This is a genomic window from Cellulophaga sp. L1A9, assembly GCF_009797025.1.
Taxonomy (GTDB): Bacteria; Bacteroidota; Bacteroidia; order Flavobacteriales; family Flavobacteriaceae; genus Cellulophaga.
This window is the reverse complement of the sequence record NZ_CP047027.1, coordinates 4,895,358-4,918,155: the sequence shown is the minus strand read 5'-3', so window position 1 is coordinate 4,918,155 and position 22,798 is coordinate 4,895,358. Positions and strand designations below refer to the sequence as shown.

The following is a 22,798-nucleotide window of genomic DNA, read 5'->3' as shown; positions in this document are numbered from 1 at the left end:
ATTTAAATTCAAATATGGATAAAATTCCAAAAATTGCATTACCAGCGGTTTTCGCTTTAGTAGTTTTAATAATATTAATTTCAAAATCTACCGTTACGGTTGACTCAGGTCAGGCTGGTGTTTTGTACAAACAATTTCAAGGCGGTGTTGTTACAGATGAACCACCATTAGGAGAAGGTTTTCATTTTGTGGCTCCTTGGAATAAGGTTTTTATTTATGAGGTGAGACAACAAGAAGTTTTGGAGAAAATGAATGTTTTATCTAGTAATGGATTAGATATTAAATTAGAAGCTTCTGCTTGGTTTGAGCCTGTTCGTAGTGAATTAGGTAAGTTACACCAAGAAAAAGGGGAAGATTACATACAAAGAGTATTATTACCTACAATACGTTCTGCGGCACGTTCTGTAGTAGGGAGGTATACGCCAGAGCAATTATATTCTAGCAAACGTGATGCTATTCAGCAAGAGATTTTTGACGAAACCCAAAAGATCGTTGAGGGAGAATATATTCAATTAAATGAAATTTTGGTTCGTGACGTAACCTTGCCTTCTACGATTAAAGACGCAATTGAGCGTAAGCTTAAACAAGAACAAGAATCATTAGAATATGAATTTCGTTTAGTGACAGCAAAGAAAGAAGCGGAAAAAGTAACCATTGAAGCTCAGGGTAAAGCTGATGCAAACCGTATTTTAAGTGCATCATTGACCGATAAGATTCTACAGGATAAAGGTATTGATGCTACATTAGAACTATCTAAATCTCCGAACACTAAAGTTGTTATCGTTGGTGGCGGAGAATCAGGCTTGCCATTAATTTTGGGGAATAACTAATCTGTTAGTTTTTGAATAAAAACAAGAACAGTTGTTAAAAAAACGATTTTTTATTTTTTAACACTAAAATTAATTTTACTTTTACATCAGAATGAAAAATACAACTACACATCATCATCATTTTTATACTTGCTTTCAAGCGAGGTAGAAATGTATTGTAGTAGTACAACATATTTTAAACCCGTTTGAGCAATCAAACGGGTTTTGTTTTTAAACTTTTTTTGATTGCCAGACACAAACTAATAAGAAAATGACAAAAATTAGAATTGCTATTCAAAAATCAGGACGTTTAAATGAAGAGTCTATCGAGATTCTGAAAGATTGTGGTATCTCAATAGATAATGGTCGCGATCAATTAAAAGCTTCTTCTCGTAACTTTCCAATGGAGGTGTTTTATTTGAGAAATGGAGATATTCCTCAGTACTTAAGAGATGGAGTGGTAGATATTGCTATTATTGGAGAGAATGTTTTAATTGAAAAAGGGGAAGATATCTCTATTGCTGAGAAATTAGGATTTTCAAAATGCAAAGTGTCTTTAGCAGTACCCAAGGCGGTAAAATATGATTCTGTCAAAGATTTTCAAGGAAAGCGTATCGCAACATCATACCCAAATACAGTAAAAAATTATTTGGCAGAAAAAGGTGTTTCTGCAGATATTCACATTATTAATGGTTCTGTAGAGATTGCTCCAAATATTGGTTTGGCAGATGCTATTTGTGATATTGTTTCTAGCGGCAGTACTTTGTTTAAGAATAACCTAAAGGAAGTAGAAGTAATGTTGAAAAGTGAAGCTGTTTTGGCAGTATCACCTAAAATAACAGAAGAAAGAAAAGGTATTCTTGAAAAACTGCAATTCAGAATTCAATCGGTTCTAAGAGCGAGACAATCAAAATATGTATTGCTGAATGCGCCGAATGATAAATTACCTATGATATTAGATTTATTACCAGGAATGCGTAGTCCTACCGTTTTACCATTAGCTGAAGAAGGATGGAGCTCGGTGCATACGGTAATTAAAAAAGATTCTTTCTGGGAGGTAATAGATGAATTGAAACAAGCTGGTGCCGAAGGGATTTTAGTTTGTCCTATTGAAAAAATGGTTTTATAGTACAACTGATGAAGCTTAATTTTGAAATAAGATTGATTCCTTATGAAGAGCTGGAATCAATTATCCCATTAGTCATTCAATTAAATATGGGAAAATTACCTGAAGAAACATTGAAAAGCAGATTGAAAGATATGCTTGTCATGGGAGGGTATCAGTGTATTGGAGTATATGATAATAAACAATTGATTGGATGCTGCGGATTTTGGGTGTTAAACAAGCTATATGCAGGGAAACATCTAGAACCAGACAATGTTTTTGTAGAAACGAACTATAGAAGCGCAGGAGTTGGAGAATTAATGATGAATTGGTTGTTTGATTATGCAAAAAGCATTAATTGTGTTGGAGCAGAAGTGAATTGTTATCGGCATAATGAAAAAGGAAAAAAGTTCTGGGAGCGTCAAGGTTTTGAAGCTTTAGGGTATCACATGATAAAGAAATTTGATTAGTATTTGCTATGAATAAAATATATAATCCTGAAAGAAAAGATTGGAAAACAATTCTTAAGCGTCCCACTAAGAGCGTTGCAGATATTGAAAGTACGGTAAATCAAGTTTTTGAAGAGCTTCAAGAAAACGGTGATGCTACTATAAAAAAGTATACCGAAAAGTTTGATGGTGTTTCTATATCAGCGCTATTAGTTACGGATGATGAAATTGTTAAAGCAAATAGTTTGGTTTCTGTGGATTTAAAAGAGGCTATTCTTCTTGCTAAAGATAATATTGATAAATTTCACGCTGCTCAAAAAACAGAAAGTATAGAAGTAGAAACCAGTCCAGGAGTACACTGTTGGCAAGTGAAAAGACCAATAGAGAAGGTAGGTTTGTATATTCCGGGAGGAACAGCACCATTATTTTCAACAATCTTAATGTTAGCGGTTCCTGCTAATATTGCAGGTTGTTCAGAAATTGTTTTATGTTCGCCACCCAACAAAGAAGGGAAAATACACCCTGCTATTTTATATACGGCTAATCTTTGTGGTGTAACTAAGATTTTTAAAGTAGGAGGCATTCAGGCAATTGCGGCAATGACCTTTGGAACAGAAACTATTCCTCAAGTGTATAAGATATTTGGCCCTGGAAATCAATACGTAACAGTTGCAAAGCAGATTGCTACAAAACATGGTGTAGCTATTGATATGCCTGCGGGGCCAAGTGAGCTTTTAGTAGTCGCAGATGATACAGCCAATGCGGAATTTGTAGCATCAGATTTATTAAGTCAAGCAGAGCATGGCATTGATAGTCAAGTTATATTGGTAACCACTTCTAAAAAAATGCTTGATGCGGTAGAAAAAGAAGTTGAATTTCAAATTGAAGATTTACCACGTAAAGAAATCGCTCAAAAAGCAATTGATAATAGTAAATTAATTTACTTAGAAGATGATCAGACAGCTCAGGAATTAATCAATGAGTATGGTCCTGAACATTACATTGTCTGTGTAGAAGATGAGGGTTCTTATTTGAGTGCAATTACGAATGCAGGTTCTGTTTTTATTGGAAATTATACACCAGAAAGTGCAGGAGATTATGCTTCAGGAACCAATCATACGCTACCAACTAATGGTTATGCTAAGCAATATAGTGGTGTAAACTTAGATAGTTTTATGAAAAGCATGACTTTTCAAAAAATTTCAAAAGAAGGGATTCAAGAAATTGGTTATGCTATTGAGTTAATGGCAGAAGCAGAAGGTTTGCAAGCACATAAAAATGCCGTAACGCTACGATTAAATAGTTTAGACGATGAATAAACTAGAAATACAAAACTTGGTTCGCGAGAATGTAAAAGGATTGAGTCCTTATTCTTCAGCGCGCGATGAATATGTTTCTGATGGTTCTCAAATGGTGTTTTTAGATGCTAACGAGAATCCATTTGAAAATGGAGTCAACAGATATCCTGATCCGCAGCAAAGAAACTTAAAAGAGGTCTTAGCAGCACAAAAAGGGGTGAAGGCAACTAATATTCTGTTTGGGAATGGTAGTGATGAAGTTTTAGATCTTATATTTCGTGCTTTTTGTGAGCCTAAAGAGGATAATATCATCACACTGCCACCAACCTACGGCATGTATAAGGTATTATCGGGAATTAATAATATTGAAAATAGAGAGGTGCTGTTAACAACCGATTTTGAGCCTGATGTTGATCAGATTCTTAATACGGTAGATGCTAACTCTAAGGTGTTATTCCTTTGCTCCCCCAATAATCCAACAGCAAATAGCTTTTCTAAAACAAAAGTCACCACTTTATTGGAGCGGTTTAAGGGAATTGTTGTTATTGATGAAGCGTATATTGATTTTTCAAAAGAAGAATCATGGCTGTCAGAATTATCAAAGTATAACAATTTGATACTAACACAAACACTTTCAAAAGCATATGGAATGGCAGGAATCCGATTAGGAGTGTGTTATGCATCTGAAGAAATTATAACTATTCTTAATAAAATTAAGCCTCCATATAATGTAAATGAGTTGACTCAAAAAAGAGCATTAGAACGTGTTTTGGATATTAAAAAGGTAAATAAGGAAGTTGCAGATATTTTAGCTGAAAGAGAATTGTTAGCTAAAGCATTGTTTCAATTAAATTTCGTTACTAAAGTATATGACACCGATGCTAATTTTGTACTAGCTAAGCTGGATAATGCTACAGAGCGATACAATCAATTGCTGGCTAGGGGTGTTGTGGTAAGGAACCGTACAACACAGCCTTTGTGTGAAAATACTTTACGCTTTACAGTAGGTACTGCAGAGGAGAATAAAAAATTAATACAGGTTCTAAAAGAAATTCAATAAGGATGAAAAAAGTACTTTTTATAGATCGAGATGGTACGATCATTAAAGAAACCGTAGATGAGCAAATTGATGGTTTTGAAAAAATGACCTTCTATCCAAAAGCATTTACGTTTTTAGGTAAAATAGCTAAGGAGTTGGATTATGAATTGGTGATGATAACCAATCAAGACGGACTAGGAACGGATGTTTTTCCAGAGGATACGTTTTGGCCTGTGCATAATTTTATCATGAATTCTTTTGAGAATGAAGGTGTTGTATTTGATAAAGTATTTTTAGATAGAACATTCCCGCATGAAAATGCAAATACGCGTAAACCAGGAACAGGATTACTTACGGAATATTTCTCGGAAGAGTATGATTTAGCAAATTCTTTTGTTATCGGAGATCGTCTAACAGATATGGAATTAGCGAAGAATCTTGGAGCAAAAGGTATTTTTATAAATGATGAAACTAATCTCGGAACAGGAGAAATTACTGTGAAAAGGGATAAACTGGATGAATTTATAGCTACTGAAACTAATGATTGGGAAAAGATTTACGAGTTTTTAAAATTAAAAGATCGAGTTTCGACGATAAGTCGTAAAACCAATGAGACTGATATTCAAATCAAAGTGAACCTTGATGGAACTGGAAAAAGTAGTATTGCTACTGGTCTTGCTTTTTTTGATCATATGTTAGATCAATTGGCGCGTCACGGTCAAATGGATTTAGATATTAAAGTTGATGGTGATTTAGAAGTAGACGAGCACCATACTATTGAAGATACAGCAATTGCACTAGGGGAAGTTTTTCATAAAGCATTGGGTACAAAATTAGGTATCGAGCGTTATGGATTCTGCTTACCAATGGATGATTGCTTGGCACAAGTAGCTATAGATTTTGGGGGAAGAAATTGGTTGGTTTGGGAGGCCGAGTTTAAAAGAGAAAAAGTAGGCGATATGCCAACTGAAATGTTTTTACACTTTTTTAAATCATTTAGTGATGGAGCAAAAGCCAACATAAATATAAAAGCAGAAGGGGCTAATGAGCATCATAAAATTGAAGCTATTTTCAAGGCTTTTGCAAAAGCAATAAAAATGGCAGTAAAACGTGATGTAGAAAAGATGGTATTGCCATCTACGAAAGGAATGTTATAAAATAGTTGAATGAAAATAGTAATTATTAATTACGGAGCTGGAAATATTCAAAGCATAAAATTTGCAATTCAACGCCTTGGTTTTGAGGCTGTTTTAACAAATGATGTAGATGAAATTCTAGCAGCCGATAAGGTCATTTTTCCAGGGGTTGGCGAAGCAAGTAGTGCAATGCATAAATTGCGAGCCAGTGGTTTAGATGCCTTGGTTCCAAAATTAAAACAGCCTGTTTTAGGGATTTGTTTAGGAATGCAGTTAATGTGTAATTCAACCGAAGAAGGTAGCACAGATGGCTTAGGAATTTTTGATGTGGATGTAGTGAAGTTTTCAAGTCAAGTAAAAGTGCCACAAATTGGATGGAATCAAATTCAGGATTTAAGGTCAGAATTATTTAATGAGGTTTCGGAAGAAGAATACATTTATTTGGTACATAGTTATTACGCACCAATTTGTGAAGAGACGATAGCAACATCTGATTATGATGTTATCTATAGCGCGGCATTACAAAAAAACAATTTTTACGGAACCCAGTTTCACCCTGAAAAAAGCAGTAGTGTAGGAGAGAAAATTCTTTTGAATTTTTTAAAAATGTAAGAGCATGTCATTCGTAATTTCAACAGATAAAGACAAATTAGATATAAAAAAAATACACCAATACATTAGTGTAGAATCTTATTGGGGTGTAGGTAGAACTATTGAAGAAGTGAAAACTACTATTGATCATTCTTTTTGTTTTGGAATTTATGATAAATACGGCGAACAAATAGGTTTTTCAAGGGTCGTTACAGATCAAATTTTGTTTGCTTATTTAATGGATGTTATCATTTTTACGAAATATCAAGGTAATGGTTATGGCAAACATCTTGTAGATTTTATGATGAATCATGAATTAATTAAAAAAGTAAAGACAATTGCTCTCAAAACAAAAGATGCACATAGTTTGTATGAACGACACGGATTTAAAAAAGTTGGAAATTCTGATTTTTGGATGTCCATTGATAAAATAAAATTATAATGAGAATTATCCCAGCAATAGATATTATAGACGGTAAATGTGTTCGGCTTTCAAAAGGTGATTATGACACTAAGAAAATTTACAATGAAAATCCACTTGAAGTCGCCAAAGATTTTGAGGCGCACGGAATTGAATATTTACATTTAGTAGACTTAGATGGAGCCAAGTCTAAACATATTGTAAATCATAAGGTATTAGAACAAATAGCGTCACAAACCAATTTGAAAATCGATTTTGGTGGTGGTTTAAAGACCGATGAGGATTTGAAAATAGCTTTCAATAGTGGAGCTTCTCAAATTACAGGCGGAAGCATTGCGGTAAAAGATCAGGACACATTTTTAGGTTGGATAGAAACTTACGGAGCTGAAAAAATTATCTTGGGAGCCGATGCTTTAAATGAAAAAGTGGCAGTTTCAGGGTGGCAGGAAGATTCTAAACAAGAACTAATACCATTTATTCAGGCTTATCAGGATAAGGGAATTGTATTTGTTATCTGTACAGACATTAGTAAAGACGGCATGTTGCAAGGACCTTCGTTTAATTTGTATGAACGTATTTTAAACGAAACAGGTCAAGGAATTGATGGAAGTGGAATTCATTTGATTGCCTCAGGAGGTATTTCTACCTTTGATGAGTTGCCTAAATTAGCGGAACTAGGTTGTGAGGGAACTATCATTGGAAAAGCTATTTACGAGAATAGAATCAGTTTAAAACAATTAGAAGATTACATACTTTCTAAATAAACAATATGCTAACAAAACGAATAATACCTTGTTTAGATATTAAAAACGGACGTACCGTAAAAGGGATCAATTTTGTTGATTTACGTGATGCAGGCGATCCGGTAGAATTGGCAGAAATCTATGCAAATTCTGGAGCAGATGAGTTGGTCTTCTTAGATATTTCAGCTACCGAAGAACGACGTAAAACACTAGCTGATTTAGTCTATCGTGTAGCGGAAAAAGTAAATATCCCATTTACTGTTGGTGGTGGAATATCTTCTATTGAAGATGTAGATATATTGCTGCATAATGGTGCAGATAAGGTTTCTATTAACTCATCAGCTGTTAAAAATCCGCAATTAATAAATGATTTATCAGCAAAATTTGGTTCGCAATGTATTGTCGTTGCAATAGATGCAAAGCTGATTGATGGTGAGTGGATTGTGCATTTAGTGGGAGGGAAAGTACCTACTGAAATTCGCTTGTTTGATTGGGCAAAAGAAGTAGAAGAACGTGGCGCGGGTGAAATCTTATTCACCTCTATGGATAATGACGGTACCAAAGACGGTTTTGCGAATGAAGCACTTGCAAAATTATCAACAGAATTAAATATTCCTATCATTGCCTCTGGTGGCGCAGGGAATATGCAGCATTTTACAGATACTTTTATAGATGGTAAAGCAGATGCGGCACTTGCGGCTAGTGTATTCCATTTTAAAGAAATAGAAATAGTAGATTTGAAAAAAGAATTAAAGGCTAACGGTATTCCTGTTAGATTATAACATAGTAAAAAAGGAGTCTGAAAAATAGTATACCGATAGAAAATAAAAACAGCGATGTACAGCCGACTTACATAAAATAAATAAAGTTCAACTGATGAAAATAGATTTCAATAAAAATACAGACGGATTAATACCTGCCATCATACAAGATGCAACAACAAAGAATGTTTTGATGTTGGGGTATATGAACCAAGAAGCTTTTGATAAGACACAAGAAACAAATAAAGTCACCTTTTTTAGTCGTACTAAAAAGCGCTTATGGACCAAAGGAGAAGAGAGTGGTAATTTCTTAAATCTTGTAGCTATTAAAAACGATTGTGATAATGATACTTTACTGATCACTGTAAATCCAGTAGGACCTACATGTCATAAAGGAACGGATACCTGTTGGGAAGAAGAAAATACAAGTTCTTTTGGATTCTTGACAAAGCTTGAAGCGATTATAACAGACCGTAAAAATAACCCAGAGAATCAAGACAGTTATGTGGCGTCACTTTTCAGAAAAGGGATTAATAAAGTAGCTCAAAAAGTAGGGGAAGAAGCCGTAGAAGTTGTTATTGAGGCAAAAGATAACGATGATAAATTATTTTTAAGTGAAAGTGCTGATTTGTTATTTCATTACTTGATACTGTTACAAGCGAAAGGATTTACTTTAAAAGATGTAGAAGAAATTTTGAAGAAGAGAAATTAATTTCATAAAAATAGTTACTTTTTATAAATCCGAAATAGTGTAGAGATATGCTAATTCGGATTTTTTTTGTAAAAATGTGTTGCTCGTGAGAGCTAATTACTCAATTGTAACGTATATGTTAAGGTTGTTAAAAAACAAGGGAATATCATACTTGTATAAAGCTGTGTAATTATACAGAATGTGTGTAAAATTTACACATCTTTTATAAGGGGAATGCCTGAAAACACCAGCAAATTGGTTTTAATTATAAATGGTACGCAAGTTGCCCTAAGTAATTAAGAATTGATACGAAAAAAATAAAGAGAGAACGCATATTATGAAAACAGGAACAATTACGTTAAAAGAATTATATTCCACAGTAAACAATAAATTTTTAAGTGGAGACAAGCCATCTAGTCCTATTAATTTTTGGGCTATTGCGGTGCTTATAAGTTCGTTTGCTTTAATGATTGGAGCAGGTTACGTTGTTTACTTATTACAAGCAGATTTTGAGCAATTTAATTTTGAAAGACTAAACACAAGTTGGGGCTTTGCATTTTTTATAGTTGCAGCTTCTTTGTTTTTCTTTAAAGTTACTTTCTTCTTATATAACTTATTTCTTTACTTTAAGTACAAGCCTATAGCCTCAGTAAGTGATGAAGAGTTGCCAACATGTACGGTAATTGTACCTGCTTATAATGAAGGAAAGCAAGTTTGGGCTACTTTAAAGAGTTTAGCAAAAAGTGACTATCCGGAACATAAACTACAATTATTAGCTATTGATGATGGTAGTAAAGATGATACTTGGAAATGGATGCAAGAGGCAAAAAGAGTCTTAGGAGACCGAGTAACAATTTTACAACAGCCAAAAAACATGGGAAAACGCCATGCGTTATACCGTGGTTTTAATTTAGGAACAGGAGAAATTTTCATTACAGTAGATAGTGATTCTGTGGTAAACACAGATACGCTTCGTAATTTAGTGAGTCCGTTTATTGTAGATGAAAAATGTGGCGCTGTAGCTGGTAATATTCAAGTATTGAATAATGAAAGAGCTATTCTGCCTAAAATGCTGAACGTGAGTTTTGTAATGAGTTTTGAATTCAAACGTTCTGCAGAGAGTAGTTTAGATTCTGTACTTTGTACTCCAGGTGCATTAGCAGCTTATAGAGCAGAAGCAGTTTTTAATTGCTTGCCAGAATGGATCAATCAAACCTTCATGGGGCAACCTTCAGATATTGGTGAAGATAGAGCAATGACCAATATGATCTTAAAACAAGGCTACCATGTTTTATTTCAAAGAAATGCATTTGCGTATACAAATGTTCCTGAAAAGTATACAGGGTTATATAAAATGTTCATCAGATGGGGTAGAAGTAACGTTCGTGAGAATATTGCAATGTCTCAATATGTTTTCACAAACTTTAGAGAAGGTTCTAAATTTGGATCAAGACTCTTATTTATTAGTCAAGCTCTAAAAATTATCATGACGTACCCATTCTTATTGTTTATGTTGTTCTTCATTATAACACATCCCATATTATTTGTAAGCTCTACATTGTTAAGTATTTTGGTAGTATCTACTTTCCCTGTATTGTTTTACGCAAAGAGATATAGCTTATCACAAGCATTTTGGGCGTATTCTTACAGTATTCTATTTACATTTGGGTTATTCTGGATTACCCCTTATGCAATAGCAACAGCAAGCAGAAGAGGTTGGTTAACAAGAGAGATTGCAGCTTAATTAGTTAAGCATTAAAAAAATAATCTAAAATCCGCATCATATCCTTTATGATGCGGATTTTTTATTTTAATAAGTAATGTATAAAAATGAAAATACTGCAATAAAAATCCATAAGCAGAAAGCCAAAAGAATAGGTTTGTATCCTGTTGCTTTAAGATCTTTTATAGAAATTGAAGTACCCACTAAAAAGAGCGTTAGAATTAGTAATTTTTTAGAAAGTGATACAATAGAATGTGTGGCAACTTCTGGTAGAAGATGATAGCTATTAACAACAATGGCAATGAGGAAAAGGAGAATAAAATAAGGGATTTTTATACGTTCTCCTTTGGTTTTAAAAACAAACATAGATAGCACGGATAATGGAATAATCCAAAGTGTTCTCGATAGTTTAACGGTAGTTGCTATCCGCAAAGCTTCATCACCATAACCTAATGCAGCGCCAACTACAGAACTTGTATCATGAATGGCTATAGCGCACCAAAGACCAAACTGGTGTTGGTTAAGACCAAATAGGTGTCCTAAAGCAGGGAAAATAAACAAAGCAATGGCATTTAGGGTGAATACAACACCTAGTGCTACACTAATGGTTTTGCCATTGGCACGAATGACAGGAGAAATTGCAGCAATTGCACTACCACCACAAATTGATGTTCCTGAGGTAATTAAATGCCCAAGTTTTACCTCAATCTTTAATAATCGAGTTAATAAAAAACCTAAACTAACCGTAAGTACAATGGAGAAAAAGGTTAGGCCTAATCCTTCTTTACTTGTTGCTAAGGTGTCTTTTATGTACATGCCAAAGCCCAGCCCAATGATTGACACTTTTAAAAGTATCTGAATGGCATTTTGACTGTATTTTTTAATTGGATTTTTAAAGAGCAGTGAAAAGGTAAAGCCTAAGAATAATGCAGTAGGGCTATTGATAAAGCCTAGCATTGCAGCAATTAAAATACTTATAAAAAGTAATGGGGCTAATACAGCTTTCATTTCAACTAATTTTGAAAGACAAAACTAGTGGTTAATCATAACTATTAAGCAAACTTAATTCGTATGTGTGATAACTAAAAGTTATAGTTGTTTTGAACAAATCGTTCAAAGTAATCCATAAGACTAGATTTATAGCCCGTTCTAGATACAAAATAAAACCATCGTTCCATTGAAAACCCTTTAAGGTCAATAATCTTGAGTTTGTTCGTGATTAAATCTTCTCGAACGGCGTGAATGGAGAGTAAAGCATAGGCATCAGAATAATATAAGTAATTTTTAATGGCCTCTGTGCTATTCAGGGTTACGGCTACATTTAATGACTTTATATTTTGATCTAGTAAAGCTTCATAGATTATTTCACGTGTTCCGGATCCAGACTCACGTTCAATAATAGGTAGTTCTTGGAGCTTTTTTAAAGTGATAGTTCCCTTAGGAAATTGTGTGTTCTTTTCACTAGTCACTAAAACAATTTCATCTTTAATAAATTTTTTAAAATTGAGTTTCGGATTCGTATTTTTCCCTTCTGTGATTCCGAAATCTAATTGTTGGTTTAGGATGAGTGCTTCAATATGATCAGAGTTATCACTTTCAATTTGAAAACTTGTTTTTGGATACTGAGTTCTGAATTGGGCAATAATTTTGGGGATGATATAGCTGGCTAAGGTGGTGCTTGCTCCAAATTTTATAACATCGGGCAGCTGGTTGTCTTTGTGTATAAACTGATTTTCAATTTCAGAATAGACCTCTAGTATTCTATTTACATAGATTAAAAAAGATTTTCCGTCCTCCGTAAGTTCAATGGAGTTGCGCTTTCTTATAAAAAAAGTAGTGTTATATTCATCTTCTAAGTTCCGTATGGCCTTAGAGATTGCCGGTTGAGAAATAAATAACTGTTCAGCAGCTTTTGTAAAACTGGAGTGGTATGCAACAGATTTAAATATCTTAAGTTTATTATCCATAGATCATGAAAATAGCTTTTCAAAGATACTTTAAACTTTAGAGATGGTTAAGCTGAAAAATAAATCGTGGAAATGTTAGTTTTCTGCTAATTCCATAGATTTAAGGTCTAGTTCTGTAATTAATTCCTGTGTATTTTGATGTACTCTTTTGCTATAAAACCTACCACGATCCCAGTCAGGAGCATCTACAGCATGCTCTAAGTCACTTATCGTATGTTCAATTTTTAATTTTAATTCTTCATCTTTACTAGTCTCTAAGTATTCAGAAATATCTAAATATGCTTCTAAGGCTTTCTCTGAGTAATACCGTTGATGGTCAAAATTGTTAGAGCCTAAGGCTTTCTTTGTATGGTTTAAAGCATAGCTTGCTTTCGTGTAAATAACATCCCACTCGGTATCATTAGAAGTAAACAAGAAGGAACATAAAATGCTGAAGGTGATAATTAATTTGGTCATAGGTTTAGTTTTTGTAGGAAAACGTTTACAAATAACGTTTATTTTTTTCAATTAATACCTACCACCACACGATAAAAATTTTTTGAAGCTCATTATTTTTATCTTTCATCCATAACATGGGAGCTTGTTTTCGTTCATGCGATCTTTGAATGTCTATCAGGATAGCTTGGTGTGTTTTCCATGCTATAGCAGCTGTTGGAGTTATAATCCAATCTTGTTTATTGAGTAGATGAAAGTGATTTTCTTTAAATTCAGGCGATTCTAGTTCATTGAAGCGCAACCAGCAACCAACAATACAATTTTTATTTAAGGTATTAAGAGTTACTTCCTTATAATAGGGTTTAAATAATTGTGCTTTAAAACATGTTTTTGAGCTTATCTTATTCGGGTTTATACACTTTGATTCTAGAAACTGTAAGGCTTCTTTCGTTTTTAAAAGAGTGAATTGTTTGTGCTTAATTTTCTGAATTTTTTCATAGAATGCATCTTTTCGGTTTGGACCAACTAATTGATGCATTTCATCGGAAATAGCGGTGTCAATAATATAAAATTTATACGTTAGTTCAACATGTGTTACTTCTTGATTTTTAGTGTTTTGTAAGATAAAATCTATTTCCCCGATGGTTCTGTTCTCATTGCGAATAGGCTGGTTAAACACTAAAGTTTTATACGAAGTAGAATGGGCGATTAGTTGTTGAAATAGATATTCAATTTGATGCCCTAATCTAATATTTTGCGGAACCGTCTGAAGGGAGAAGTCAGTTAAATTAATTTCTGGAAAATTAAATTGAGGAATATCATTAAAGGTGTCATTCCATAACTCTTGGGTCTGTAAGAAACCTTTTACTTGTGCTACATTCATTACAGCTAAAGTTACAACAAAGCGTTAAGGTTTCTTAAATGGTAGCTTCCTTTTGTTAAAAGTGTTATTTTTATAGTATGGCTATGAATACAAGAAAAGGGTTCCGGTTTGCGACCTATGAAGCGCCGGACCTAACTCCCTTTGAAAAACTTTTTGATATTTTTCAAGAACTGATTACGCATACTTCTGGAGATGTTGATGAGGCATTAGATTGGTTGCGTGAGTTGGATAAGGAGTACGAACTTACCGATGAGAATTATACAATAGATGATTTTATCGAAGACCTGAAAGCAAAAGGGTATTTACAGGAAGAATTTAAAGATGGAGGAGGAGAAGGTACTGATGGGGATGAATCCACCAAGGGTGGCGATTTATCGATTACTGCAAAAATGGAACGTATTATAAGACAACGTGCATTAGATCAGATTTTCGGAAAATTGAAACGGAATGGTGCAGGCAATCATAAAACTGGAAAATCTGGGCAAGGAGATGAGCATACCGGTGAATTAAGAGAATATCGTTATGGTGATGGTTTAGATCGTATTTCAATGACGGAGAGTATTAAAAATGCTCAGATTAGCAGTGGTATAGGAGAGTTTTCTTTAAATGAAGATGACTTGGTAGTAGAAGATACCCACTACAAAGCGCAGATGAGTACAGTGTTAATGATAGATATTAGCCATAGTATGATATTGTATGGCGAGGATCGTATTACACCTGCAAAAAAAGTGGCAATGGCACTGGCGGAGTTAATTACCACACGGTACCCTAAAGACACGCTAGATATTTTGGTTTTTGGTAACGATGCGTGGCCAATTCCTATTAAAGATCTTCCTTATCTAAAGGTAGGACCGTATCATACAAATACGGTTGCTGGTCTTCAATTGGCAATGGACATGCTTCGTAGAAAACGGAATACAAACAAGCAAATTTTTATGATCACAGATGGTAAACCAAGTTGTTTGCGAATGCCAGACGGTAGTTATTATAAAAACAGTGTAGGTTTAGATGATTTTATTGTAGAGAAATGTTACAATATGGCACGCCAGGCAAGGAAACACCATATCCCAATTACCACTTTTATGATTGCACAAGATCCTTATTTAATGCAGTTCATAAGGCATTTTACGGAGGCAAATAAAGGAAAAGCCTTTTTTACAGGTCTCAAAGGTTTGGGAGAAATGATTTTTGAAGATTATGAAGCAAATAGAAAAAAACGTTTGAAGTAATGCGCTTAGTTGCTTTAAAATAAGTTATTTATAAAAAAAATTGAATACAACATATGAAACTAAAGTATAACGAAATAAACACTTTGGGTGAGCTAAAAAAAGCGGGTTACCTAAGTAAAAGTATAAAAGATGAGCTTAGAGATAATCTAAGAGATAAAATAAAAAAAGGAGAAGAAACCTTTACAGGAGTTTGGGGGTATGAAAATTCTGTAATCCCAGAATTAGAAAGAGCCATTCTGTCAAGGCATAATATTAATTTATTAGGTTTAAGGGGGCAAGCAAAAACAAGGTTGGCACGTTTGATGGTGAATTTGTTAGATGAAAATATCCCTGTAGTTGGTGGATCAGAAATTAATGACGATCCGTTAAAGCCAATGTCTCGCTATGCCATGGAATTAATCAAAGAAAAAGGCGATGCCACTCCTATTACTTGGCTACACCGAAGTGAGCGTTTTTCTGAGAAATTAGCAACGCCAGATGTTACGGTAGCAGATTTGATTGGGGATGTAGACCCTATTAAAGCGGCAAATTTAAAATTATCCTATGCCGATGATCGTGTAATTCATTTTGGAATGATACCTAGAGCCAACAGATGTATTTTTGTGATTAATGAATTGCCAGATTTACAAGCTCGGATCCAAGTATCTTTATTCAATATTTTACAAGAAGGAGACATTCAGATCCGTGGTTTTAAATTGCGTTTGCCTTTAGATATTCAGTTCGTATTTACGGCAAACCCTGAAGATTATACCAATAGAGGGAGTATTGTAACTCCTCTAAAAGATAGAATTGGTTCACAGATTTTAACCCATTATCCAGAAGATATTGAAACGGCTCGTAAAATTACAGAACAAGAATCTAAGTTAGATACACGACAAACAGATGCCGTTTATGTGCCAGACGTTGCAAAAGATTTGTTAGAGCAAATTAGCTTTGAAGCGCGTGAAAGCGAATATGTAGATGCAAAAAGTGGGGTGAGTGCCCGTACGAGTATTACGGCTTTTGAGAATTTATTGAGTACAGCAGAGCGTAGAGCATTACTAACGGGTGCGGACAGTACAATGGTTCGTTTGAGTGATTTTCTTGGGATTATTCCTTCTATTACAGGTAAAATAGAATTGGTGTATGAAGGGGAGCAAGAAGGGGCAGATGGCGTTGCTGCCATTTTAATTGACGATGCCGTTAAAACTTTATTTCCGAAGTATTTCCCTGAAATAAATAAGTTAGAGAAAAAAGGAGAAGAAACACCTTATGATGAATTGTTGCATTGGTTTTTTCAAGGAGACGGTTTTGAACTTCTAGATGAGTATACCGATGAAGAATATAAGAGAGCTTTAGATGATATTCCAGCATTAAATCAGTTAATAAAAGAATATCAACCAGAATATGCTAAGAAAGATATTTATTTCTTAAAAGAATTATTGCTTTGGGGCCTTGTGGCTTATAAGAAGTTGAATAAAAATCGTTTTGAAGAAGGCTATCAATTTAAAGATATGTATAGTAGTTTTTTTAACGATTTGTAATTAACATATCTATTCTGAAAATGAAAAAACCCTTCCCATACAGGAAGGGTTTTCAACTTTCAAAACATAACAATCTGTCTCCCATTTAGTTTACCTGATACGCAGGTAGGTTAAAAATAAAAGAACTTCCTTCTTTGGGTTTACTCAATACTGTAATGGTGGTATCATGTAAGTCCATAATTTTTTTAACTATAGCTAGGCCTAAGCCATATCCTTGTTTCTTAGTGCTTTTGTCCACTTGCTTGTAACGGTCAAAAATATACGGCAATTCACTTACTGCAATTCCTGTTCCCGTATCACTAATATTAATTTCAATATTTTTTCCTTTCTTGAGTAAGGAAAGCGTTACAGTACCATTATCTTCTGTATATTTCAAAGCATTCTCTATGAGGTTTTGTAAGGCTCTCTCCACCAAGCTTACATCGGCAAAAACCAAACAATTGTCTTCGGGATTGTTAAGTTTAAGGCTTATATTCTTTTTATCTGCCAATACTTTAAATTTCGCAATTAAATCATGCGAAAGTTCTGTTATAGAAAAAGGTTCTTTTATCGGGCTAACCTGCTCAGCTTCTAATTTAGAATATTCAAACAATTGATTTATAAGCTTTGAAAGCTTGTCTATATTATCATGGGTAATTTGGAGGTATTCCTTTTTATCATTTTCCGATAAAGTTTCATTTTTCATTTGCAATGTTTCAACATACCCTTTTAGAATAGCTAGTGGGGTTCGTAAATCATGCGAAACATTGGCAATTAGTTCTCTTCTGAGTAGATCTACAGATTTCATTTTATCCATGTTATCTACTATGGTATCTGCCATTTCATTGAAAGAATTAGCTAAAATTGCAATATCAGATGTATCAGGATTTTCTATGCGAGCATCTAAATCTCCTTCTTGGAAACTTCTAACAGTTTTGGTAATTAATAGCAAATTTTTTGTCAAAAACCAGATGCTTAATAAGGCAATCAAAGCGGCAAAAAACATAGTTAATAATGTGGCACCCAAGCCAAGTTTCATGAAATATTGTCCCAAAAGATTATCACTTACTACTTGAAAATCTTTTCCTGCTAAAATTATATAGATAAACCCTTCTCTACCATCAATATTAAAAGGTGCTACTGAAAAAATATTCTGTTCTTCGTGGTTTCTTGGATCATCGCCTAAAACATATTTTTCACCTTTTGTGTTTATAAAATAGTTAATAGGTGCTAATGAAACAGATTGCATAGGTGCATTGCCACTATGGTCTAATACAACCGAATAAAGTACAGTTCCAGATTTATTTAACAAGTAAACCTCGATACTATGGTTAACAGCCATCATATCATGCATTAAATCACCAAACAGCGCTTTGTTAACACTACCGTCTTCTAAAAAGGGAGATTCCTTCTGGAATTTTTCATTGATTACATGATTTGCCGTATTGGCATTTATGCGTTGGGTAGTTTCTTCATTATATTTATTCGCTAAATAAGCTGTAATAATAATGTAAGAAGCGCCCATTAAAACAATAATTAAAACAAAGGCTAGCCATAGTTTTTTTATCAATTTAGGAGTAAGCGTTTTTTCGTTTTTTTTCATGCAAGTATATCTTCATTGAATTTGTAACCAACTCCCCAAGTAGTAAGAATAAAAGAGGGGTTTGCCATATCAGATTCAATTTTGGCTCTTAATCTATTAATGTGAGAGTTTACAGTATGCTCGTACCCCTCAAAATTGTATCCCCAAATCATGTTTAGTAAATCTGTTCTTGTGTAATTTCTGCCAGGATTAGAAGCCATTAACACTAGAAGTTCAAATTCTTTCGGGGAAAGCTCAATTTTTTTATCATTTAAGATCACTTTTCGTTTATCTATATCGATACTGAGTCCTTCCGCATAAATAGAGGAAGAATCTTTTTGAGGAATAGGTTTTATATCTGTTCTGCGTAAAACTGCTTTGACTCTAGCTAAAAGCTCACGAATGCTAAAGGGTTTGGTGATATAATCATCTGCTCCAATCTCCAATCCTAAAACACGATCTATTTCTTCAGATTTAGCGGTTAGCATAATAATAGGCGTATTTTTTTGGCTTCTTATTTTTTTGCAAATTTCAATACCATCCATAGTTGGTAGCGTTAGATCTAGAAGTATTAAATCATAAGAATTGTCTAAAGCCATTTCTAAACCAACTTTTCCATCCATAGCTTTTGCTGTGGTATATATCAAATCAGTTAGGTGTATTTCTAACAATTTGATTATTTCTGGATCGTCTTCTATGATTAATATTTGTTTCATAACTATTTTCAGATGCTAAACACGTTAAAATGTATCACACAAATATCACAACGCACTAAAAGTTTCTATAAAGCTGAAAATGCAGCATTTAAAACATATTCGGATGTGGTTATTTTAATGATTTTATAGCAAATAGCCGAATTTTTATAAAAATCCTTACAAAAAATATTGTTTTTCTGTCAATAGTTTAGTCTTAAAGCAGAAATAGGGCGCTTAAAGAGGGATGTCTTACTTAGAGTTTTTGTCTAATTCTTCAAACTTAAAAGAGCCTATGAATATTTTTCTATAGTGAAAAGTTAATAGAGTAAGGACCAGTAGAAAAAAGTGTAGGACAATAATTAGAAGCCCAATAGGTAAAAAGGTTTTGGGCATTTCTAGATGGCCAAAATTATTGATAGTACTCAGGCGGTAGATAGCTTCAAAAAATTTAAAAACATACACGGAAAATATAAAATATAAAACATACTCTACATTCCTTAATTCAGGATCTGCATTTTTCTTAGTAATTAATTTTACAAGAATTTGGTATAGGTAAGTAAAATGTACGAACGATAATATTGGAAAGATATAATTATCAAACTTTAAAAAATAGAACTTGTTAGTATATAATCCATAAAAGCTGAATACATTAAGTATCAACAATAATATTGTGGATAATAACACAAGTACCCTTGGGGGGAAAAGGCGTATTATAAGGCGCATAAGTAGGTTTGTTTGGTCTTGGGAGACCATTTAATTTAAAACGATACTTGATTTTATTTATTTGAAACTAATCGTTGAACTACAGTAAATGTTGAGAAGTAGTAAAAACCTGTTGTAGGAATATCCATGAAATACCTATTTGTTCGATTTGAGAAATTAGCATTTAGAAATTTACTTTTTGATTTTAGTTTTACAGAATTCGTATTGTTATATTTGAGAGAACTAAATAACTATAAAATGAAAAAAATACTATTCACCTTAGTAGCCTTGCTACTGGTCATGACACTGCAATCGCAGCGTAAAGTAGAAGACGTAAAAAGCTTTACTCTTACTAATGGAATGAAAATTATGGTCTTGGAGGATCATAGCATTCCCAATGCTAACATGTATATTTTTTGGAAAGTAGGTTCTAGAAATGAATACCCAGGTATCACCGGTCTTTCCCATTTTTTTGAGCATATGATGTTTAATGGCTCAAAAAAATATGGACCTAAAATGTTCGATAGAACAATGGAGGCTTCAGGAGGTAGTAATAATGCATATACCACTGAAAATGTTACGGTGTATACAGATTGGTTTCCATCTAGTTCTATGGAAACAATTTTTGATTTGGAAGCAGATCGTATTGCAGATTTAGCTTTGGATCCTAAAATGGTAGAAAGTGAGCGTGGTGTTGTTTTGAGTGAAAGAAGTACAGGCTTAGAAAATTCTAATTTTAGAAATATAAGTGAAGAGGTTAAAGCTTCTGCTTTTTCTGCGCATCCATACCGATGGTCTGTAATTGGGTATGAATCTGATATAAAAAACTGGACTATTGAGGATTTGCAAACGTATTTTGATACGTATTATGCGCCTAATAATGCTGTTGTTGTTATATCGGGCGATGTTACTTTAGAAGGGGTGAAAAAAATGGCAAAACAATATTTAGAACCTATTCCTGCACAACCAGCACCTAGAAAAGTGCATACCGTGGAGCCTGTGCAGCGTGGAGAAAAGCGAGTAATGGTACATAAACAGGTAAGTACACCAAATGTACTTATTGCATACCATGTGCCAGAAACCCAACATGAAGATTATTATGCTTTAGATGTTTTAAGTTCTGTATTAAGTAGTGGTAAGAGTAGTAAGTTGTATAGTGCCTTGGTTGATGAAGCTCAAATTGCAACACGTGTTTTTACATATGTACCAGAGAGTTTTGATCCAAACCTGTTTTATTTTTACGGGATCGCAAATCAAGATGTATCCGCAGACACTTTGGAAAAAGGAATTTTAAGTGTTTTAGAGGATGTAATAGCGAATGGAGTTACAGAAAAAGAATTGCAAAAAGTAAAGAATCAGAAATTAATGGAGTTTTATAAAACCTTAGAAACCATTAATGGTAAAAGTAATACGCTAGGAAGCTATGAGGTATATTTTGGGGATTATAAAAAAATGTATACCGCTCCATCCGCCTATGAAAAGGTAAGTGTGGAAGATATTCAAAGAGTAGCTAAAAAATATTTTATAAAAAGCAATAGAACGGTAGGAGTGTTGCAAAATAACGAACCAGTTAGTAGTGATTCTTCTAAATAGACCAGCACCTTTAACACTTAAGAAATTACGTATTATGAAACATATTATTAAAACAGTTGTTTTTGCAGCCTTTGCTTTTCTTTTTACAAGTACTATAACGGCTCAAGAAAAATTTAAGCTTCCAGAATATACCCAATTCAAATTAAAAAATGGTTTAACCGTGTATCTGATGGAGCAGCATGAAGTTCCCTTAATTCAACTGACGGGTGTCTTTCCTGGAGGCGCTATCTTTGATGAAGAAAGTAAAAGCGGACTTGCTAATATCACAGCTGAAGCATTAGCTTTAGGAAGTAAAAACTACACAAAAGCTCAAATAGAAGAAAATGTGGAATTTTTAGGAGCCACAATGAGCACAGGGGCTTCCTTAGAATATGCCTATTTGTCCTCTTCTTTTATGAAGAAAGACCAAAAAGAAATTCTTACTATACTTAAAGACGTCTTATTAAACCCAACTTTTCCTAAAGAAGAGTTAGATAAACTGTTGAGTAGGAGGCTAGTGGAAATGGATCAAAGTAAGGAAAGTCCAAGAGCTGTTTTAGGGAGTTATTACAATAAATTTGTTTTTGGAAATCACCCTTATGGGAATCCTGAAGAAGGGATTAAATCTACTTTAGAGACAATCACCAAAGAAGATATTACCAGTTTTTATAAAGACATGTATGTTCCAAGTACATCGGCCATTGCGGTAGTTGGCGATTTTGATACAAAAAGCATGAAAAGAGAAATAGAATCACTTTTCGGTAAATGGAAATCAGAGGATGTGATAGCGTTAAGTTTGCCCGTCGCTCCTGTACCTAATGAGCCCCGCGTTTTGGTTGTAAATAAAGAAGATGCAACGGAGACTACATTTTATATTGGAGGACCAGGTATTTCTAGGAATAATCCAGATTATGTAGGGTTAGAGGTTATAAATACTATTCTAGGAGGTAGATTCACCTCTTGGTTAAATGATGAGTTACGAGTAAATTCAGGGCTTACCTATGGTGCTTCAAGTTGGTTTTCTCATTATAAATTAGGAGGTTCATTTATTATGGCCACATTTACGGCAAATGAAACCACAGAGCAAACAATAGATTTAGCTTTGACTACCTATAAAAAGCTTCATGAAAAAGGCTTGGATCAAGAAATATTACTATCTGCTAAAAACTATGTAAAAGGGCAATTTCCTCCAAATTATGAAACAAATAGGGCTTTGGCGGGTTTATTGACAGATATGTTTACTTATAATTTTGATGAAGCATACATCAATACATTTAGTGATCAAGTAGATGCATTAACGGTTGAGAAAGCAGGCCAATTAATTGAAACCTATTTTCCGAAAGATAACTTACAATTTGTCCTTATTGGAAAAGCATCCGAAATAGTAGAGATGGCTAAAAAATATGGCACAGTTAAACAGGTAGAAATCACAGCAGACGGATTTTAGAACCTATTATAATTGTTG

General features: G+C 33.8%; 22 protein-coding genes. 16 read left to right on the top strand and 6 right to left on the bottom strand.

Annotation, left to right across the window (positions count from 1 at the left end; translation table 11 throughout):
- Positions 1–14: 14 nt before the first annotated feature.
- The 12 genes from GQR94_RS21695 (at position 15) to GQR94_RS21640 (ending at position 10,787) form a co-directional block, all read left to right on the top strand.
- Complete coding sequence (locus tag GQR94_RS21695; RefSeq protein ID WP_013552850.1) at positions 15–830, top strand: prohibitin family protein; 816 nt, start codon at positions 15–17, stop codon at positions 828–830.
- Between the two features lie 250 nt (positions 831–1,080).
- Positions 1,081–1,938, top strand: a complete 858-nt coding sequence (hisG, locus tag GQR94_RS21690) for an ATP phosphoribosyltransferase (protein WP_158979161.1) — start codon at positions 1,081–1,083, stop codon at positions 1,936–1,938.
- A gap of 8 nt (positions 1,939–1,946) precedes the next feature.
- The gene (locus GQR94_RS21685; protein ID WP_158979159.1) at positions 1,947–2,384 is read left to right on the top strand and encodes a GNAT family N-acetyltransferase; all 438 of its coding nucleotides are present in this window, start codon (positions 1,947–1,949) and stop codon (positions 2,382–2,384) included.
- An 8-nt stretch (positions 2,385–2,392) separates the two neighbouring features.
- Positions 2,393–3,682, top strand: a complete 1,290-nt coding sequence (gene hisD, locus GQR94_RS21680) for a histidinol dehydrogenase (RefSeq protein ID WP_158979157.1) — start codon at positions 2,393–2,395, stop codon at positions 3,680–3,682.
- Positions 3,675–4,721, top strand: coding sequence for a histidinol-phosphate transaminase (gene hisC / locus GQR94_RS21675; protein ID WP_158979155.1), 1,047 nt, complete (start codon positions 3,675–3,677; stop codon positions 4,719–4,721). Before hisD ends, hisC begins: the two co-directional genes overlap by 8 nt.
- Before the next feature lie 2 nt (positions 4,722–4,723).
- Positions 4,724–5,857, top strand: a complete 1,134-nt coding sequence (gene hisB, locus GQR94_RS21670; RefSeq protein WP_158979153.1) for a bifunctional histidinol-phosphatase/imidazoleglycerol-phosphate dehydratase HisB — start codon at positions 4,724–4,726, stop codon at positions 5,855–5,857.
- Between the two features lie 9 nt (positions 5,858–5,866).
- Positions 5,867–6,448, top strand: coding sequence for an imidazole glycerol phosphate synthase subunit HisH (gene hisH / locus GQR94_RS21665; RefSeq protein WP_158979151.1), 582 nt, complete (start codon positions 5,867–5,869; stop codon positions 6,446–6,448).
- Between the two features lie 4 nt (positions 6,449–6,452).
- A complete protein-coding gene (locus GQR94_RS21660; protein WP_158979149.1) occupies positions 6,453–6,869 on the top strand; it encodes a GNAT family N-acetyltransferase in 417 nt (138 codons plus the stop codon).
- Complete coding sequence (gene hisA / locus GQR94_RS21655) at positions 6,869–7,612, top strand: 1-(5-phosphoribosyl)-5-[(5-phosphoribosylamino)methylideneamino]imidazole-4-carboxamide isomerase (RefSeq protein ID WP_158979147.1); 744 nt, start codon at positions 6,869–6,871, stop codon at positions 7,610–7,612. Before GQR94_RS21660 ends, hisA begins: the two co-directional genes overlap by 1 nt.
- A 5-nt stretch (positions 7,613–7,617) precedes the next feature.
- Positions 7,618–8,373 (top strand): imidazole glycerol phosphate synthase subunit HisF, encoded by a 756-nt coding sequence (gene hisF, locus GQR94_RS21650; protein ID WP_158979145.1) that lies wholly within the window; start codon positions 7,618–7,620, stop codon positions 8,371–8,373.
- Between the two features lie 91 nt (positions 8,374–8,464).
- A complete protein-coding gene (gene hisIE / locus GQR94_RS21645; protein ID WP_255451575.1) occupies positions 8,465–9,064 on the top strand; it encodes a bifunctional phosphoribosyl-AMP cyclohydrolase/phosphoribosyl-ATP diphosphatase HisIE in 600 nt (199 codons plus the stop codon).
- Between the two features lie 316 nt (positions 9,065–9,380).
- On the top strand, positions 9,381–10,787 hold the full coding sequence (locus GQR94_RS21640; RefSeq protein WP_158979141.1) for a glycosyltransferase family 2 protein: 1,407 nt from the start codon (positions 9,381–9,383) through the stop codon (positions 10,785–10,787).
- 66 nt (positions 10,788–10,853) lie between these two features.
- Here GQR94_RS21640 and GQR94_RS21635 read toward each other — a convergent pair whose 3' ends face one another.
- From GQR94_RS21635 to GQR94_RS21620, 4 genes are all read right to left on the bottom strand, one after another.
- Positions 10,854–11,774 (bottom strand): YeiH family protein, encoded by a 921-nt coding sequence (locus tag GQR94_RS21635; protein WP_158979139.1) that lies wholly within the window; start codon positions 11,772–11,774, stop codon positions 10,854–10,856.
- A 74-nt stretch (positions 11,775–11,848) separates the two neighbouring features.
- The gene (locus GQR94_RS21630; protein ID WP_158979137.1) at positions 11,849–12,733 is read right to left on the bottom strand and encodes a LysR family transcriptional regulator; all 885 of its coding nucleotides are present in this window, start codon (positions 12,731–12,733) and stop codon (positions 11,849–11,851) included.
- A 75-nt stretch (positions 12,734–12,808) separates the two neighbouring features.
- Entirely contained in the window at positions 12,809–13,189 is a 381-nt protein-coding gene (locus GQR94_RS21625) for a hypothetical protein (protein WP_158979135.1), read from the bottom strand.
- Positions 13,190–13,247: 58 nt separating this feature from the next.
- Positions 13,248–14,051 carry a DUF1853 family protein gene (locus tag GQR94_RS21620; protein ID WP_158979133.1) on the bottom strand — a complete coding sequence of 268 codons (804 nt, stop codon included), beginning with the start codon at positions 14,049–14,051 and terminating at the stop codon, positions 13,248–13,250.
- A gap of 77 nt (positions 14,052–14,128) precedes the next feature.
- On the opposite strand from GQR94_RS21620, the gene GQR94_RS21615 reads away from it, so the two are divergent.
- Both GQR94_RS21615 and GQR94_RS21610 read left to right on the top strand, forming a co-directional pair.
- Positions 14,129–15,280: a VWA domain-containing protein gene (locus GQR94_RS21615; RefSeq protein WP_158979131.1), complete on the top strand. Its 1,152-nt coding sequence runs from the start codon at positions 14,129–14,131 to the stop codon at positions 15,278–15,280.
- Positions 15,281–15,333: 53 nt separating this feature from the next.
- Positions 15,334–16,803, top strand: coding sequence for a magnesium chelatase (locus tag GQR94_RS21610; protein WP_158979129.1), 1,470 nt, complete (start codon positions 15,334–15,336; stop codon positions 16,801–16,803).
- Positions 16,804–16,888: 85 nt separating this feature from the next.
- Here the strand turns inward: GQR94_RS21610 and GQR94_RS21605 are convergent, their stop codons facing one another.
- A complete protein-coding gene (locus GQR94_RS21605) occupies positions 16,889–18,385 on the bottom strand; it encodes a HAMP domain-containing sensor histidine kinase (protein ID WP_158979127.1) in 1,497 nt (498 codons plus the stop codon).
- Positions 18,382–19,080 carry a response regulator transcription factor gene (locus GQR94_RS21600; RefSeq protein WP_158979124.1) on the bottom strand — a complete coding sequence of 233 codons (699 nt, stop codon included), beginning with the start codon at positions 19,078–19,080 and terminating at the stop codon, positions 18,382–18,384. The genes GQR94_RS21605 and GQR94_RS21600 overlap by 4 nt, the downstream gene beginning before the upstream one ends.
- Before the next feature lie 939 nt (positions 19,081–20,019).
- On the opposite strand from GQR94_RS21600, the gene GQR94_RS21595 reads away from it, so the two are divergent.
- On the top strand, positions 20,020–21,354 hold the full coding sequence (locus GQR94_RS21595) for a pitrilysin family protein (protein ID WP_158979122.1): 1,335 nt from the start codon (positions 20,020–20,022) through the stop codon (positions 21,352–21,354).
- Positions 21,355–21,388: 34 nt separating this feature from the next.
- Complete coding sequence (locus GQR94_RS21590; RefSeq protein ID WP_158979120.1) at positions 21,389–22,780, top strand: pitrilysin family protein; 1,392 nt, start codon at positions 21,389–21,391, stop codon at positions 22,778–22,780.
- Positions 22,781–22,798: the final 18 nt, after the last annotated feature.